Raw genomic sequence first — 14025 nt, forward strand, 5'->3', positions numbered from 1 at the left:
AGGGGAGCCCTTTTTTCCTGGCCATATCCTCAAAGAAGCCGTGGTTATGTTATTAACGATAATTATTGTAATGTTTCTGGCTGTAACCATTGATTTGCCCAATGAATCTGTAGCTGACCCCACAGATACGTCTTACATCCCTCGTCCAGAGTGGTATTTCCTTTTTCTCTTTCAATTTTTGAAGTATTTCCCGGGTAGTATGGAAGTTGTTGCTGCCGTTCTTTTCCCGGCTGCTTTCATTGGTTTGTTATTATTCCTGCCTTTCCTGGACAAGAATCCGGCCCGTCATCCTAAAAAACGGCCACTGGCTACTTCATCGGCAATAGTAACAATGGTAGGAATTATAGTTCTGACTATACTGGGGATGGATGATGGAAGTAAAAATACCCAGCATACCATAACCTTCTTTGAAAAATGGAAATATGGTGTTATTATCGCCATTATCTTTATTAACTACATTGTTACCTGGATGCTGGTAAGCAAAAATTCACCAGTCAAAGATTCGGCAGCTAAAGCTATTACCGCTTCTGTACTGGCAGTATTAAGTATTATAGCAATCTCAACCGTAGTAGTTTTTTCGGCCTTGGAGCCGAACCAGGTTAAGGCTGCTGCCGGAGAAGGCAACCCCGGTAAAGATGTGTTGCTGGCAAAGTGTACATCCTGTCATAAATTTGAGGGACAGGGTGCTGATTTTGCCCCTGATTTAAGTAAAGGTCCCAAGAAATATAAAGGCAGTGAAGAAATAGCTAAGTTCCTTAAAGATCCTGCTTCGGTAGGCTCGGGTATGCCTAAACAACAATTGACTGACGATGAAATTAAGCAATTAGCTGATTTTCTGGCCAGTTTACAGGGAGCTGATGCAGGTAGCAGTTCTGGAGCGGCAGTTGAAACGTCCGGCTCCCCTAATAATGGTGGTGGAGGCAATGCTGACAAAGGTAAATCAGCTGTTGAAACCAACTGTATTGGTTGTCATGCTGTCAATGGCAAAGGTGGCACAGCAGGTCCGGATTTGGCCAAGGTAGTAGCTAATTATGACGAAAACAAGCTCAAGGAATTCCTGAATAATCCATCAGCTGTTAAACCTGGTACGCCAATGCCCAAGTTGCCGCTTGCTGAAGAAGATCTCAACAATATCGTTACCTATTTAATGAGTCTGAAAGGAACAAATAAAACTGATATTGCGCAGCCATCAAACAATATCCCAAGTGGCAATGCGCAACCATTGAGTCAGGAAAAAACTTTTGAGTTTGCCATAAAGACCATCGAAGCTAATAGCTGTAAGTCTTGCCACAAAATCAAAGGGGATGGAGGAAGTTTTGCACCCGATTTATCCAAAGTCGGCAGCTATCGTGACAAGGATTATATTGTTAAATTCCTCACAAATCCCAAGGCTGTTAATCCCAATACACAGATGCCCACAGTACCCCTCTCTAAAGAAGAGATCAATGCAGTGGCTTCTTATCTTGCCAGTTTGAAGTAGGTGGAGCAGATGCTGTGGAAGGAAATAAAAGCCTGGAGCCATGAGCATTGGAAACATTTTATTCTGATTCTGGTGATTACGCTGGTATTATCCTTCGCTACCACCTATGAATTGCAAAAATTGGTAGCGCCAAAACTCTGCAGCAGCTGCCACGAGGGGTTATCAGTGGCTCAAGCAATGCAGAAGGGTAATCATACCCGCTTCAAGTGTGAACAGTGCCACCGCGAGACAGGCATTGGTATCAGTTTGATTCCCAAAACAAACATCATACCGGATAGTGTGCAGGGTAAAATTCCAGTTGATAAAGAAATTTGCCTTGAGTGTCACGCAATTGAAAACCGTCAGGTTACACCACGAATACCTATTAAGGTGCCACATAAGGAGCACCTGGCTAAAGGTATTCAGTGTGTGCAATGTCATATTGGAGTTGTTCATGGACAAAGACCATCTCGCGGTGCAGGAGTTGTCACTTTTAAAGGCCCTGCAATGCCAACTTGTATCAAGTGTCACCTCGAAAGAGGAGTACCTACTAACTGCTCATGGTGTCATCTACAGGATTTAAAACCCCAGTCCCATCAAGATAGAAATAAATGGGTCTGGAAAGGGGAGCATGGCTTGATGGCTCAGAAAGACGTGGGGGTCTGCGAGATGTGCCATGCTTATACCAAAGACAGAGCTGTAAATATGGGCAATAATAACAAACCTGCTGAGTTCGCTCGTAGCAATGCTTTCTGTTCAGGATGTCACATAAATAAACCACCCAGCCATACCGAAATTTGGCCAATTGTGCATAAGCAACAGGCAATACCTAACCGGGCAGCCTGTCTGGTTTGTCATAATGAAAATAAACCTGATCCGTCGGAACGAATTACCCAGAGAATTTATTGTTTCAAGTGCCACAAACCAAGGGATGGGATACAGGGGAATATTACCAATCACCCAACCAACTGGCGAAAACTTCATCCAAATGTAGTTAAGTCAATTGGGATCGTGGAAGGTAAATGTTTTAATTGTCATGCAAGTAACCATTGTGCTAAATGTCATAGGGCCTATAACATTCATCAAATTAACTGAAAGATCGGCAGGTAGACGGGAGGGGAATAAATCCCTTCCCCCTCCTCCCTTCCGAAAGGAAAGGACTAGAGGTTAATGGCCGTAAAAGAACTGCTAATAGTTGTTCTGATCGGGCTGATAATTGTGGGAATATTTGTTAATATTTATCAGCTTGACCTGAAAGAATTTTTCCTCGAAAGCTTATTGGGACTGGTGTCACCAAATAAATATGCGGAAGTAGAAAGCAAAAAAAACTTAATTAATCGCATTCCACGAGAGTTTAAGGTGTGCCTGGACTGCCACGATACGCTTGTGCAAAAACTGCAGGAAAAAAACACTCATCTTCCGGCAGTAATGGGTCAATGCGGAGTTTGTCATGTTTTAACTGGCCATCCTGGAGCCAGTGCTCAGTACACTTTACCTTTAAATGAATTATGTTTTACCTGCCATAATCGGATCTGGGATAAACAAAATCAATATCAACACAGACCTTTTGAGCTGGGCAAATGTGCGGATTGTCATGATCCCCATGGTTCTCCAAATCAATATAATCTGCGCCTGGTACCGCAGTTATTGTGCAATACCTGTCATAATATGGGGATTAGATATGGTAAATACAAAGTTCAGCATCCGCCGTTTGCAACTAACCAGTGTCTCGGTTGTCATTATCCTCACAGCTCACCTTATCCCAAAAACCTCAGAGCTCCAGTAAACGAGCTCTGTAACACCTGTCACTTTGCTACATTGCCGGGCCAATACGCACTTGTTAAACATCCTCCTTTTCGGGATGGACGCTGCATTGAGTGTCATCATCCCCATGCTTCGGATAATATGCGAATGTTAAGAAAGCCCATCCCATACCTGTGCTTGAATTGTCACGATAATGAAAGGCAAATCGGCTGGTATAAAAAAATGCATCCTTATGGCGAGAAGTTTCCAGATCGCGCTGAAGGAGGTAGCGTCACTTGTTTAAGTTGCCATCATCCCCATGGTACTGGTAATCCCAGGATGTGGCGACGACCTGGAAATTACCTGTGTTTTGGATGTCATCGCAATAAAATGGAGCCGATGAGGTGAAAAATATGGACTTACAGCCTCAAGAAAACATTATTCCGCTAAACCGCGCAATCATCTATTTGACCATTCTCATAATAACCGGTCTGTTAGTATTCTATTCTATTGGTAAATTTCTGTTCTGGAACAAACCAGAATTCCAGTCCAAAACCGAATATGATCTCGCAGTTGCCATGGAAAATGTAAAAAAATATCCGCAAAACGCGCTATTACGGGTTGAACTGGGCTGGGCCTTTGCACAGGCCGGTAATTATGATCGGGCCCTGGAAGAATACCAGAATGCTTTAAAAATTGATAAGAAGAACGTTGCAGCTAAATATAATATGGCCTTGATTTATCTGCAAAAAAATCAAGATCAAAAAGCGGTTAAATTACTCGAAGAACTTATCAAGGAAAGGCCAGCCTTTACAGAAGCCAGACTTACACTGGGCGAATACTACCTGCAGACTAAAAAGTATGATGATGCTTTAAAGCATTTTCATTTTGTGCTAAAGGCTAACCCAGGCACAGTAGACTATATCTATTTGATAGGTCAAGCGTTAGAGGGTAAAGGCAAAATAAAAGAAGCAATCCAGCAATATGAGCTGGCTTTGCGATATGTGCCTGATTTTCAACCAGCTAAGGAAGCCCTGGAAAAGTTGAAGGCCAAAAAATAGGGGGCACTATTATGGACAAGAAAAAATTTAAGCAATTATCGCTGGCAAGTCTAATAATTTTATTGCTGGTCTTTGCCTATTTTTACTGGCAAAAAACAGACCCCCTGGAAACCATACCTGTAGGCGATATAAGTGAACCTCCCAAATATGTTTTGTCTATGTATGGGGACAAAAAGTATTCTTTAGAACAACCTTTAGGTATAACAGTTTATGACAATGAGGTTTTTGTCTCTGACTCGGACGCAGGTAGAGTGTTGGTCTTTGATCAGAATGGTAAGTTATTGAGGATTATTGGAGAAAAAGACAAAAAGCTTAGAAATCCTTATGGTCTGGCAATTCACGCTGGAAAGCTTTATGTGGCTGACGGAGGACTGGCAAGAATCGCAATCTTTACTGTCCAGGGAGATTTCAAGGGGTACTGGCTTCCCAAGGAGGAGAATCGAATTAATGTGCCTGCGACGATATATGTAGATGACAATAGAATAGTAATCAGCGATTTGGTTCGCAGCGGTATATATGTTTTTGATCATCAAGGTAACCTGAAATTAGCTTTTGGCGGCAAAGGTACAGAAAAAGGCTTCTTAAATAAACCCCACGGCTTTGTAATTAATGAGCGGGGAGAATTTATTGTGGCTGATAGTAACAATAATAGAGTGCAGATTTTTGATAACAAAGGGAAATTTATCAAAATTCTTGGTGAGAATGAAAGCAATAAAGGAGAAATATTGACCCCAAGAGGCATCACCCAGGACGAACAGGGTAATATCTATGTCGTCTCCGGTCTGGAAAACAGAGTTTATGTTTTTGATAAAAATGGAAAATTTAGATTTAATTTTAACGAGACCGCTAATGGTGATACTTTAGGCTTGCCCAGTGGAATCGCCTACTCAGGACGTAAAGTCTATGTAACAGAATATGCCAATAAGCGGGTAAGTGTATTTAAGTATTAAATGAGCCTGTAAGGCAGATGCCTTACAATATAAAAATAAAGGGGTGATGGGTTAAATGTCTATTTTAAAAAAGAGAGGAGGACCTATATTGAAAGGGCGCTGGTTGACCCAAATATCATTAATTGGATCTCTGCTTTTATTCAGCGCTCAAGCAGCTTACGCTTTACCAACAACTCCACCATTGGCCAGTACTACCCTTAGCAGCGCGGCCAGTGCTGGAGGAACTACGATCACTGTTACCAGTACCACTAATATTGATGTTGGCGATGTACTGGTCCTTGACCAAGGCGTAATTGGCAAGGAAGAACGGGTGCGAGTAGCTGGTATAGCTGGAACTACTATAACCATAGCCGGAGCAAGTAATGGTTACAAGTTACAGTACAGTCATAATAGTGGTGCTACTGTAGTAGAAATTGATACTGTTGGTTTGACCAATGCCAATCCCAATACTCCTGCTACTACTTATGAACACGATCCGGGAGATCCTGATAATTTCCAAGGGGTGATGGATCCTAATTTTAATAACAATTTACCGGTCACCAGTGGGCCTCACGGTCGTTATACCACCAATACCAATGGTTGTGGACGCTGCCATCAATTACACCAAGCTAAAAGTATAAGATTAATCAGGTTTGATACAGCTGCAGCTCAAAACCCAATTTATGGAGTTTGTACTTATTGCCATAGTTTTAATGGGCAAAGTACCTATGATGTTAAAGATGGTATGATCTGGGATACCAACAATGGCTATCGCTATGCTACTAATGGTGGTGGTTTTGAACGCATGCTGGTGGTTGAGGGGCCGGCACAAGTAGCTACTGTAGTAAAAGTATCGGCTAAACACCGAGTAAATGAACAAGCAACTATAAATACCGATGGCTCAATTTCTTATGTAAAGTTTAATGCCCCTGGAGGTTACCAGGAAACAAACGGTCACGTGGAATTGCGTTGTTCAAGTTGTCATCAGCCCCACGGAACTTCTAACAGCCGTCTGCTGGTAACCAGAATACAAACAGCAGATACCAGTGGGAACCCCATCTGGCGTGATACATCTACTTCTGGAACTAAAGTAGTAATTAAGGTAAATAACCCTTTTAGTGATGAAAAAACAGAATACAACGAAGAAATTGCTACTTTCTGCGGCGCGTGCCACTATGACTATCTTTCCAGCAATGCTTCACAGAAAAGTGGATATTATATGCCCAATTATTATCGCCACAAGATGAAAATGGGACCCAATTCAGGTTTAAATGACATTAACACAAATGATGGTACTTTTGGTTATAATTCCAGTAAATTGGTTTTACCGCTGGCCAGCATCGGAAATGATGGTACTAGCACCGGAGCTGCCAATACTGTTATATGTTTGACCTGTCATTACGCCCATGGGACCTTTGTGCAGGTAACTGGAATAAAGACTTATGACCAGATCCAGCTTAATAGTAATACTAATCTAAATACAGTTAATGGCTATGAATCTCCCAAAAACCTGAGGATGGATAACAGGGGAGTCTGCCAGAACTGTCACAACAGAACAAAGAGTACAGTAAAACCGGTACTGGTGCAGGTTTTAGATCCTGCTCAAGATGGTTCAAAAGAATATGGTCAGACTGGTTCGTTGCTACCTGGTAAAGCTGTTTCACCCACTGCTAATACCATTCTAATCCGCTTCGACCAGTACATGTGGAGGGATAAAACCGATCCGACTGGTGTTGCTGGTAGTGTTGAAAACACTGGACATTACAAGGTGACAGACATGACAGCTAGCCAGAATATTTCTGTAACATCTGCTACTCTGCAGCCCGATGGACGTACTGTACTGTTAACTCTCGGCTCTAGTCTTACTCCTGGTAACCAGATTAAAGTCGAACTGCAAGCGATTGGTGCTACCAATATTAAAGACCTGAACTTTAATGAGGTAAACCCGGCAGATACGAATAATATTGTAACTTTCACTAAATAATTAGGCGCGGGGAATCTAGCATGATTCCCCGCTCGACCTTCTTCTGGGGTGGGAAAATGGCCAGAAAAATTAGTTGTTTCTTATTTGCTGTTGTTTTTTTTCTAGGAATTGGAGCATATTATTTCTCTCACGGTTATTCATTATCTTATTCTAGTCCTGCAAGAAAAACGATTTATCATTTTTGGCCATCTGGTAATAATAGAATGCTTAATCAACCATTGGATGTAGCTAAGACAGGTAACGATTTATACTGGATTGCTGAAAGTACAAACCAGCGGCTTAGTGCCGTCAATAATAACGGCACAATAGTAAAAGTTATAAACTTAGAGGGAAATTTCGCCCCTGGGAGTATTTGGTGGCAAAACAACCATCTTTATGTTTGTGATTTAAACAGTAATCAAATACTGATATTAGATAAAAATGGAAATTTGATCAATCGTCTATTTTTATCAACAAATGGGGCTATTGTTAAACCTGTTTTTATTACAGGAGACAACCAAGAGCGATTATTTGTGGCTGATGTTTTTTACCATCAGGTAATTGTTTTGGATAACCTGGGTAATATCATTCAGAAAATCGCTAAGCCGGGCCATGAAAAAGGCCAGGTCTATTATCCTTACGGTATCGCTTATGATCAAGGGAACAAACGAATTTATGTCAGCGATTTTGGCAACCAGGAAGTAGATATTTTCGATATAAATGGCAGTTGGCTAGGGGATATCCCCACCTTAAGAGGCAAGCAAATACGCGGTCTGGCATGGGATGAGCGCCGCGAATTGCTTTGGGCCGTCGACATTTTTAATCATTCTGTTTTAATCTTAAATAAGGAATATAAAATTGTTGAACAAATTAATGAGCTGTCAACTGGCCAGTTCTTATATATCCCAAATAGCGTAAGGGTTTTCGGTAACGAAGTACTAATTGCAGACAAAGAAAATAACCGGATAGTACAGAGGATTGAGGTCGATAGAAAATGAAAAAATTTTTTCAGATTATCTTTATGTTTTTTTTCTCATTTTTACCCATAACTCCGGTTATGGCAGCCCCTGACTATCCATTAATTATAAATTACAGGCCCCTGGCAGGAGATCAAGGGGCAGGCATTGATACCGTTAAATCCCCTATTACTATTACCTTTGACCGGCCTATGAATGCTGCTACAATTAATACAAGTACTTTTTATCTCAAGGATAGTAATAATAATTTACTAAATACAACTGTCACTTATGATAGTAATACCAGGGTGGCTACCCTGACATTAAATCCTGCATCAACAAAATTGAATACTAATCAAGTCTATACTGTTTTTGTTATTGGCGGAGTTTCTGGGATTAAAGATAGCAATAATAATCCACTTCCAGGAAATTTTCAATGGTCTTTTGCGACAGGAACTTCGGATTATTTTGTGCCTCATCGCAATTATTCTACCAGTACTGCAAAATGTGGAATATGTCACCAACTGCACCAGGCACTGGAGTATCGACTGGTGCGTAACAGTTCTACTTCAACTCTTTGCTTTACTTGTCATGATGGATCTGCCAGCAATTATAATATTAAATCACTTTTTGCAGCTGGCACCATTTCCTTTCACCCGGTGGCAGGCATATCTTTGGCTGGTAATTCTGATAAACTGAGATGTGTTGATTGCCATAACCCTCATAATGTTAATGATAACCGTCCCCTTGCGCCAGCTGCTTCAGGTGCTTTGTCTTATAGCCGCGGAGTTGCACCACCTGCGCGGCCAGCCTGGAGTCAGGTCGCAGAAGGGGACTGGAATTATAAAATAAGTATTTCGTATCAATACGAACTATGTTATCGCTGTCACTCAACCTGGGATCCAGCCAACCCAACCCATGCTGCTTTAACTTTACGGGATATTGCCAGGGAATTTAATCCTAATAATAAGGCTTTTCATCCAGTAGAAGCAGATAGTCCCAACACAAAGGGAATTTTTGTTTCCGGCTATTCCGCAAGTACCAGGATCTTCTGTACTGATTGTCATGGCTCTCCGGTTTCAGGTGCAGCCAGAGGACCTCATGGCTCTACAAATGTTAAGATTTTAAAAGGAGTTTATGATAATAATACAGGAACTGGAAACAGCCAGCATTTATGTTTTCGCTGTCATAATTATAACGCTTATGCCCAAAGAGATCCTTACAGAGATTCAAATCTCACAGGATTTTATAATAGTAATAGAGGCAATCTGCATGCTTATCACACGGACAAATTAAACAGCATTCGCTGCCAGTATTGTCATTCTGCGGTAGTACACGGTCTTAATAGCAATAAACACCTGATTCTGAACACCAGTTTGGAATCCAATCCCTACAAAAGTAGTATTGCCAAAATTACTTACTATCAAGAAAGTAGTGGTAACTATAGTGCAAATAACTGCCGGGTTAATGATACTAATCTTTGCAGTGCACATTCAAATTAATGGAGAGTAATTAGTATGTTAAGAGTATTATCCAGTATCCGATTAGCTAATTTAATCATATTAGTTTATTGTATTTTCTTGATTATCGCTATGCTTAAACCTGAAAAGAAGCTGCTGGATTCTATTTGGTTTTTTATTTTAGGGATATTGTTTTTTTTCAATCTTACAGCCTGTACCCTTAAACAATTGGTTAATTATCGTAAAAACAAAATTGGCTTAGCGCTCTTTCATATTGGACTAGTATTAGTCCTTTTGGGAAATGGTATCAATTTTCTCTGGGGAAAAGAAGGTATTTTACAACTGGGGATTGGACAAACCAGGATTGTTGATAAAAGCAATTTATTAAATTATCGGGAGGGCAAATTTGCTTCCCCGTGGGAAGGGGATTTAGAAATCACGCTCCAAGATATAAAAGTAGAAATGGATCAGGGTAAACCTAAAGTTAAGTATGGAAATTTACTGGTAGTAAACAGGAAAAACAACGCCATAGCTCAGATACCTTTTGATTATGTAAATTCATTTCAGTCAAACGGCCTTTATTTCTGGCCTTTGGAAAGAGGCTATGCTCCTGTATTAGAGTTAACGGATGAACTGATTCACTGGAGTCTACAAACTAAAAAATTAAATAACCAGGAAGTGTACGAAGGAAATTTAAAAACTGGTGATTTAGACCTAAAAGGCCAGCTGAAAGAGCAAAAATTGATTTTAATCTATCAACAAGGAAAAGAAACAAAAGAGAAAGTTTTAAGTCAAGGACAAACAGTATTCATTAATGGACAACAAATTAAATGGCTTGAAACCTCATACTGGCTGGCGTTTTCTGTTAAATACCAGCCAGGCAATAGTATAATCTGGCCAGGAACTCTCTTGCTGATTATTGGTAGCGCCTATCATTATCTACCACTGCTTTGGAAGAAGGGATAACATGTTTAAACTTCAAGTAATAAATTTATGGACAAGCGTTAGTTTCTATGGTGTCGCCTTTGTTTTTTGGGTTGTTCACAGCTACTGGTATAAACCCATTCTGCTTAGGTTTAGTAATTATTCAGGTATAATCGGCTTTGTTTTTCATACTATAGCGTTAATTCTACGCTGGATAGAGGTTAATCATGGCCCCTATCATAATTTTTATGAAGTATTAATTTCTGACATGTGGGTAGCCTTATTGTTTTTCGGTATTTTAAGCTATAAGTTACCTGAACTAAAAAACGGCGCCCTTATCGTATATCCTTTGGCTATGGTAGTTATAGCTTATGCTGTCTTCCAAACCCCCCAGCAAACAGAACTTCCACCTTCATATGCTACTTACTGGCTGATCATACATGTGCTCTTTGCTAAACTGTCCTATGGTTCCTGTTTGCTTTCGGCTGTAGCTGCTGCTCTATATCTGCGTGAAAGAAAAGAGATTTTCGAGAAATGGCAATATCGGCTTGCAGGTATAGGATTCTTTAACCTTGCTGTAATGATTGCTTCAGGAGCAGTTTGGGCATATAAAGCCTGGGGGCGTTTCTGGGGCTGGGATCCCATCGAGACCTGGGCTTTGATCTCCTGGCTTGTGTACGGATTGTACTTACATTTATGGAGAACGCAAAACTGGCGTGGCAAAAAATCAGCCTGGTTGGCTATTATCAGTTTCTTATTCGTAATCCTGGCATTTTTCTGCCTTAAATTTCTATATCCTTCTGTTCACGAAAATCTCAGCATATAGAATATTTAGTTCATCTGGAGCAAAAAGATTACCCTCCGGGGTAGTCTTTTTTTGGCACAATCAGAGGATGGTAGAACTGCCAGAATTGTCACTATAATTGAAATAAGAGAAATAAAAGGGGGAAATAGCATGGATTGGTCAACTTTAATGGCCCATATGTATGGAACAGTTATTAGCGGAGTTATGTTTGCTGCAGGTATATATTTTTTCTTTGGATTAAGTGGAAAAACTTCCTTTGGTTATAAAGCTTTTGGAGCGGTTATGAGTAGTCTGGGAGGGTTGCTCTTTTTGCTGACCTTAATTCCTGCATTTTAATGCCAAGGAGGTTACATCAGCAAATGTCCATAGTATGCAAATGCGGATATGAACATTATGATGAATCCAAAATCATTAAACGACGCGATCCAATCACAAATCAGGTACGCCCAGTTTGTAAAATATGCGGGAGAAGAGTTTTTTTTAAATCTGTTAATCCTGCTCAATATAAGAGAATGTTAAGATCTATCCAGACATAGGATAGGTCTTTTTTTTACCCTAAATGGTAGAGCGAAAGGCAAAAAGTTTTATATGAATAGCAATTCAGTGCAAAACTTAAATGTAGCCAAATGTTTTAGTTAACAAATATTCATGTTTTTGAGCAGTTTAGTGACTATCTCTGTTTTTTCCCGGGATTTTTCTCGTCGAATTTTAGGGGCTGGCTTATAATATGACTAAACAATTCAGTATTTGGAAAGGAGGTAATTTGAGGCCAGGAGCCCGTAGCAGACAATAACTAACCTCAATTAATTTAAGAAAGGAGTGGCAGTATGAGCATTAATACTGAGGTTGGAATGGGTCAGAACGTAATTGAACATCCAAAACGTTCCCAGGCTGAATGGAAAAAAATCGCTGATAGTCCTGATTTTAAAACTCTTATTAACGCCAAAGGAAAATTTTTGATTCCTACCATCATATTTTCTTTTGTTTATTACTTTGCACTTCCTATTTTAGCTGGTTATGCCCCTGGCTTAATGAAAACAAAGATTGTTGGTGCTATTAATTTTGGCTATTTATTTGCACTTTCCCAGTTTTTCGTAGCCTGGATAATTGCCGGACTTTATAGCTCAGTATCTAATAATACCTTTGATCCGCTGGCAGAAAAAATTAAGCAACAACAGGGGGGGAAGGGTAGATGAAGATTATTACTTTTGGTCTATTTGCTCTTGTTGTTCTTGCTACCCTGATTATTACTTACTGGGCAGCACGACGTACTAAAACTACTGCCGAATTCTATGCTGCTGGCCGCAGCTTAAGTGGTATTCAGAACGGTTTTGCTATAGCCGGTGACTATATGAGTGCCGCTTCATTTCTGGGGATTGCTGGACTCATTGCTTTAAATGGCTATGATGGTTTTATGTATTCTGTAGGTTGGCTGGTAGCATATATTACTGTTCTACTGGTCGTAGCCGAACCCTTACGAAATAGCGGTAAATATACCATGGCCGATATGCTGGCTTACCGCTTAAAACCCAAGCCGGTGCGGACTGCAGCAGCCCTTTCTACTCTAGTTATCTCCACCTTTTATCTATTAGCCCAAATGGTGGGTGCAGGTAGCTTAATTAAAATGCTAATCGGCTTATCCTATGAAACCTCCATTATTATAATCGGTATAATGATGATCTTATATGTTGCCTTCGGTGGTATGCTGGCAACCACCTGGGTACAAATCATAAAAGCGGGATTATTAATGGCTTGTGCAATTGTTTTAAGCTTTGCGGTTTTAGTAAAATTTAACTTCAATTTCGTGGACTTTTTTGGCGGTTTAAGCCAGAAGTACGGCCAATCATTCCTGGAGCCAGGGAAATTATATAAGAATCCCATTGAATTAATCTCATTAGGATTAGCGCTAGTTTTAGGTACTGCCGGAATGCCTCATATTCTCATGCGCTTCTATACTGTACCTACTGCAAAAGAGGCCCGGAAATCCGTTGTTTGGGCAATGATTTTAATCGGTTCATTCTACATTATGACAACTTTCCTTGGATTCGGAGCAGCATACTTTGTTGGAGCAGATGCGGTCAAAGCTGCTGAAAAAGGCGGTAATATGGCAGCTCCAATGCTGGCCCAATATCTATTCGGTGGACCTAATACAATTGGTGGTGAAGCTGGTTTAGCTTTCGTTTCTGCGGTTGCTTTCGCTACAATCTTAGCAGTAGTTGCCGGTTTGACTCTGGCTGCATCCAGTGCCTTTGCCTATGATTTTTACACTAATGTAATTAAGGGTGGCAATGTGGATGAAGCTACTCAGGTTAAAGTCGCGAAGAGAACAACTGTAGCTGTTGGTATTGTAGCAATAATTTTGGGGCTTCTAGCTAAAGGCCAAAACGTCGCCCATCTGGTAGCTCTGGCCTTCGCAGTTGCATCCTCTGCCAATGTGCCGGTTATTGTCTTCTCGGTATTCTGGAAGAAGTTCAATACTGGTGGTGCTGTAACCGGTATCCTGGTTGGCCTGGCTTCCTGTATCATTTTCCTCCTGCTAGGCCCCAATGTGATGGATCCAAAGACTGCAATCTTTCCACTGAAGAATCCGGCTATTGTTTCTGTTCCGTTAGGATTCCTGGGTGCCTATCTGGGCAGCTTGTTCTATCGTGAACCGGAAGCCGAAGAGAAATTCGAAGAACTCTACGTACGGGCCAATACCGGTATTGGTGCAGAAGTGTAAAAG

At 40.7% G+C, this 14025-nt stretch carries 13 protein-coding genes; all 13 read left to right on the forward strand.

From position 1 onward, the window contains the following. The first annotated feature begins 46 nt into the window (after positions 1 to 46). The 13 genes from JDF658_RS06160 (at position 47) to JDF658_RS06220 (ending at position 14022) form a co-directional block, all read left to right on the forward strand. A complete protein-coding gene (locus tag JDF658_RS06160) occupies positions 47 to 1480 on the forward strand; it encodes a c-type cytochrome (RefSeq protein ID WP_159446578.1) in 1434 nt (477 codons plus the stop codon). A 9-nt stretch (positions 1481 to 1489) separates the two neighbouring features. Further along, a complete protein-coding gene (locus tag JDF658_RS06165; protein WP_079906837.1) occupies positions 1490 to 2554 on the forward strand; it encodes a hypothetical protein in 1065 nt (354 codons plus the stop codon). A gap of 75 nt (positions 2555 to 2629) precedes the next feature. After that, a complete protein-coding gene (locus JDF658_RS06170; RefSeq protein ID WP_079906838.1) occupies positions 2630 to 3610 on the forward strand; it encodes a cytochrome c3 family protein in 981 nt (326 codons plus the stop codon). 5 nt (positions 3611 to 3615) lie between these two features. After that, positions 3616 to 4263: a lipopolysaccharide assembly protein LapB gene (locus JDF658_RS06175; protein ID WP_079906840.1), complete on the forward strand. Its 648-nt coding sequence runs from the start codon at positions 3616 to 3618 to the stop codon at positions 4261 to 4263. 11 nt (positions 4264 to 4274) lie between these two features. Continuing rightward, on the forward strand, positions 4275 to 5213 hold the full coding sequence (locus tag JDF658_RS06180) for a hypothetical protein (RefSeq protein ID WP_079906841.1): 939 nt from the start codon (positions 4275 to 4277) through the stop codon (positions 5211 to 5213). A gap of 88 nt (positions 5214 to 5301) precedes the next feature. Beyond that, positions 5302 to 7176, forward strand: coding sequence for a cytochrome c3 family protein (locus JDF658_RS06185; RefSeq protein ID WP_078664375.1), 1875 nt, complete (start codon positions 5302 to 5304; stop codon positions 7174 to 7176). A 56-nt stretch (positions 7177 to 7232) separates the two neighbouring features. Next, a complete protein-coding gene (locus JDF658_RS06190) occupies positions 7233 to 8153 on the forward strand; it encodes a hypothetical protein (protein ID WP_143311962.1) in 921 nt (306 codons plus the stop codon). Next, positions 8150 to 9613: a cytochrome c3 family protein gene (locus tag JDF658_RS06195; RefSeq protein WP_079906844.1), complete on the forward strand. Its 1464-nt coding sequence runs from the start codon at positions 8150 to 8152 to the stop codon at positions 9611 to 9613. The genes JDF658_RS06190 and JDF658_RS06195 overlap by 4 nt, the downstream gene beginning before the upstream one ends. A gap of 15 nt (positions 9614 to 9628) precedes the next feature. Further along, positions 9629 to 10537: a hypothetical protein gene (locus JDF658_RS06200; protein WP_079906845.1), complete on the forward strand. Its 909-nt coding sequence runs from the start codon at positions 9629 to 9631 to the stop codon at positions 10535 to 10537. Position 10538: 1 nt separating this feature from the next. Beyond that, on the forward strand, positions 10539 to 11321 hold the full coding sequence (ccsA, locus tag JDF658_RS06205) for a cytochrome c biogenesis protein CcsA (RefSeq protein WP_079906847.1): 783 nt from the start codon (positions 10539 to 10541) through the stop codon (positions 11319 to 11321). A gap of 129 nt (positions 11322 to 11450) precedes the next feature. Next, the gene (locus tag JDF658_RS06210) at positions 11451 to 11636 is read left to right on the forward strand and encodes a hypothetical protein (protein ID WP_078664380.1); all 186 of its coding nucleotides are present in this window, start codon (positions 11451 to 11453) and stop codon (positions 11634 to 11636) included. A gap of 491 nt (positions 11637 to 12127) precedes the next feature. Next, positions 12128 to 12496: a DUF485 domain-containing protein gene (locus JDF658_RS06215; RefSeq protein WP_200803449.1), complete on the forward strand. Its 369-nt coding sequence runs from the start codon at positions 12128 to 12130 to the stop codon at positions 12494 to 12496. Next, the gene (locus JDF658_RS06220) at positions 12493 to 14022 is read left to right on the forward strand and encodes a cation acetate symporter (protein ID WP_107753386.1); all 1530 of its coding nucleotides are present in this window, start codon (positions 12493 to 12495) and stop codon (positions 14020 to 14022) included. The genes JDF658_RS06215 and JDF658_RS06220 overlap by 4 nt, the downstream gene beginning before the upstream one ends. The last annotated feature ends 3 nt before the right edge of the window (positions 14023 to 14025 follow it).

It is taken from the genome of Carboxydocella sp. JDF658, from assembly GCF_002049395.1.
Lineage (GTDB): Bacteria > Bacillota.

What these genes read in the sequence shown, in the direction of transcription:
- JDF658_RS06160 (WP_159446578.1), top strand. Translation starts at nt 47, where the DNA reads ATGTTATTAACGATAATTATTGTAATGTTTCTGGCTGTAACCATTGAT.
- JDF658_RS06165 (WP_079906837.1), top strand. Translation starts at nt 1,490, where the DNA reads ATGCTGTGGAAGGAAATAAAAGCCTGGAGCCATGAGCATTGGAAACAT.
- JDF658_RS06170 (WP_079906838.1), top strand. Translation starts at nt 2,630, where the DNA reads ATGGCCGTAAAAGAACTGCTAATAGTTGTTCTGATCGGGCTGATAATT.
- JDF658_RS06175 (WP_079906840.1), top strand. Translation starts at nt 3,616, where the DNA reads ATGGACTTACAGCCTCAAGAAAACATTATTCCGCTAAACCGCGCAATC.
- JDF658_RS06180 (WP_079906841.1), top strand. Translation starts at nt 4,275, where the DNA reads ATGGACAAGAAAAAATTTAAGCAATTATCGCTGGCAAGTCTAATAATT.
- JDF658_RS06190 (WP_143311962.1), top strand. Translation starts at nt 7,233, where the DNA reads ATGGCCAGAAAAATTAGTTGTTTCTTATTTGCTGTTGTTTTTTTTCTA.
- JDF658_RS06195 (WP_079906844.1), top strand. Translation starts at nt 8,150, where the DNA reads ATGAAAAAATTTTTTCAGATTATCTTTATGTTTTTTTTCTCATTTTTA.
- JDF658_RS06200 (WP_079906845.1), top strand. Translation starts at nt 9,629, where the DNA reads ATGTTAAGAGTATTATCCAGTATCCGATTAGCTAATTTAATCATATTA.
- ccsA (WP_079906847.1), top strand. Translation starts at nt 10,539, where the DNA reads ATGTTTAAACTTCAAGTAATAAATTTATGGACAAGCGTTAGTTTCTAT.
- JDF658_RS06210 (WP_078664380.1), top strand. Translation starts at nt 11,451, where the DNA reads ATGGATTGGTCAACTTTAATGGCCCATATGTATGGAACAGTTATTAGC.
- JDF658_RS06215 (WP_200803449.1), top strand. Translation starts at nt 12,128, where the DNA reads ATGAGCATTAATACTGAGGTTGGAATGGGTCAGAACGTAATTGAACAT.
- JDF658_RS06220 (WP_107753386.1), top strand. Translation starts at nt 12,493, where the DNA reads ATGAAGATTATTACTTTTGGTCTATTTGCTCTTGTTGTTCTTGCTACC.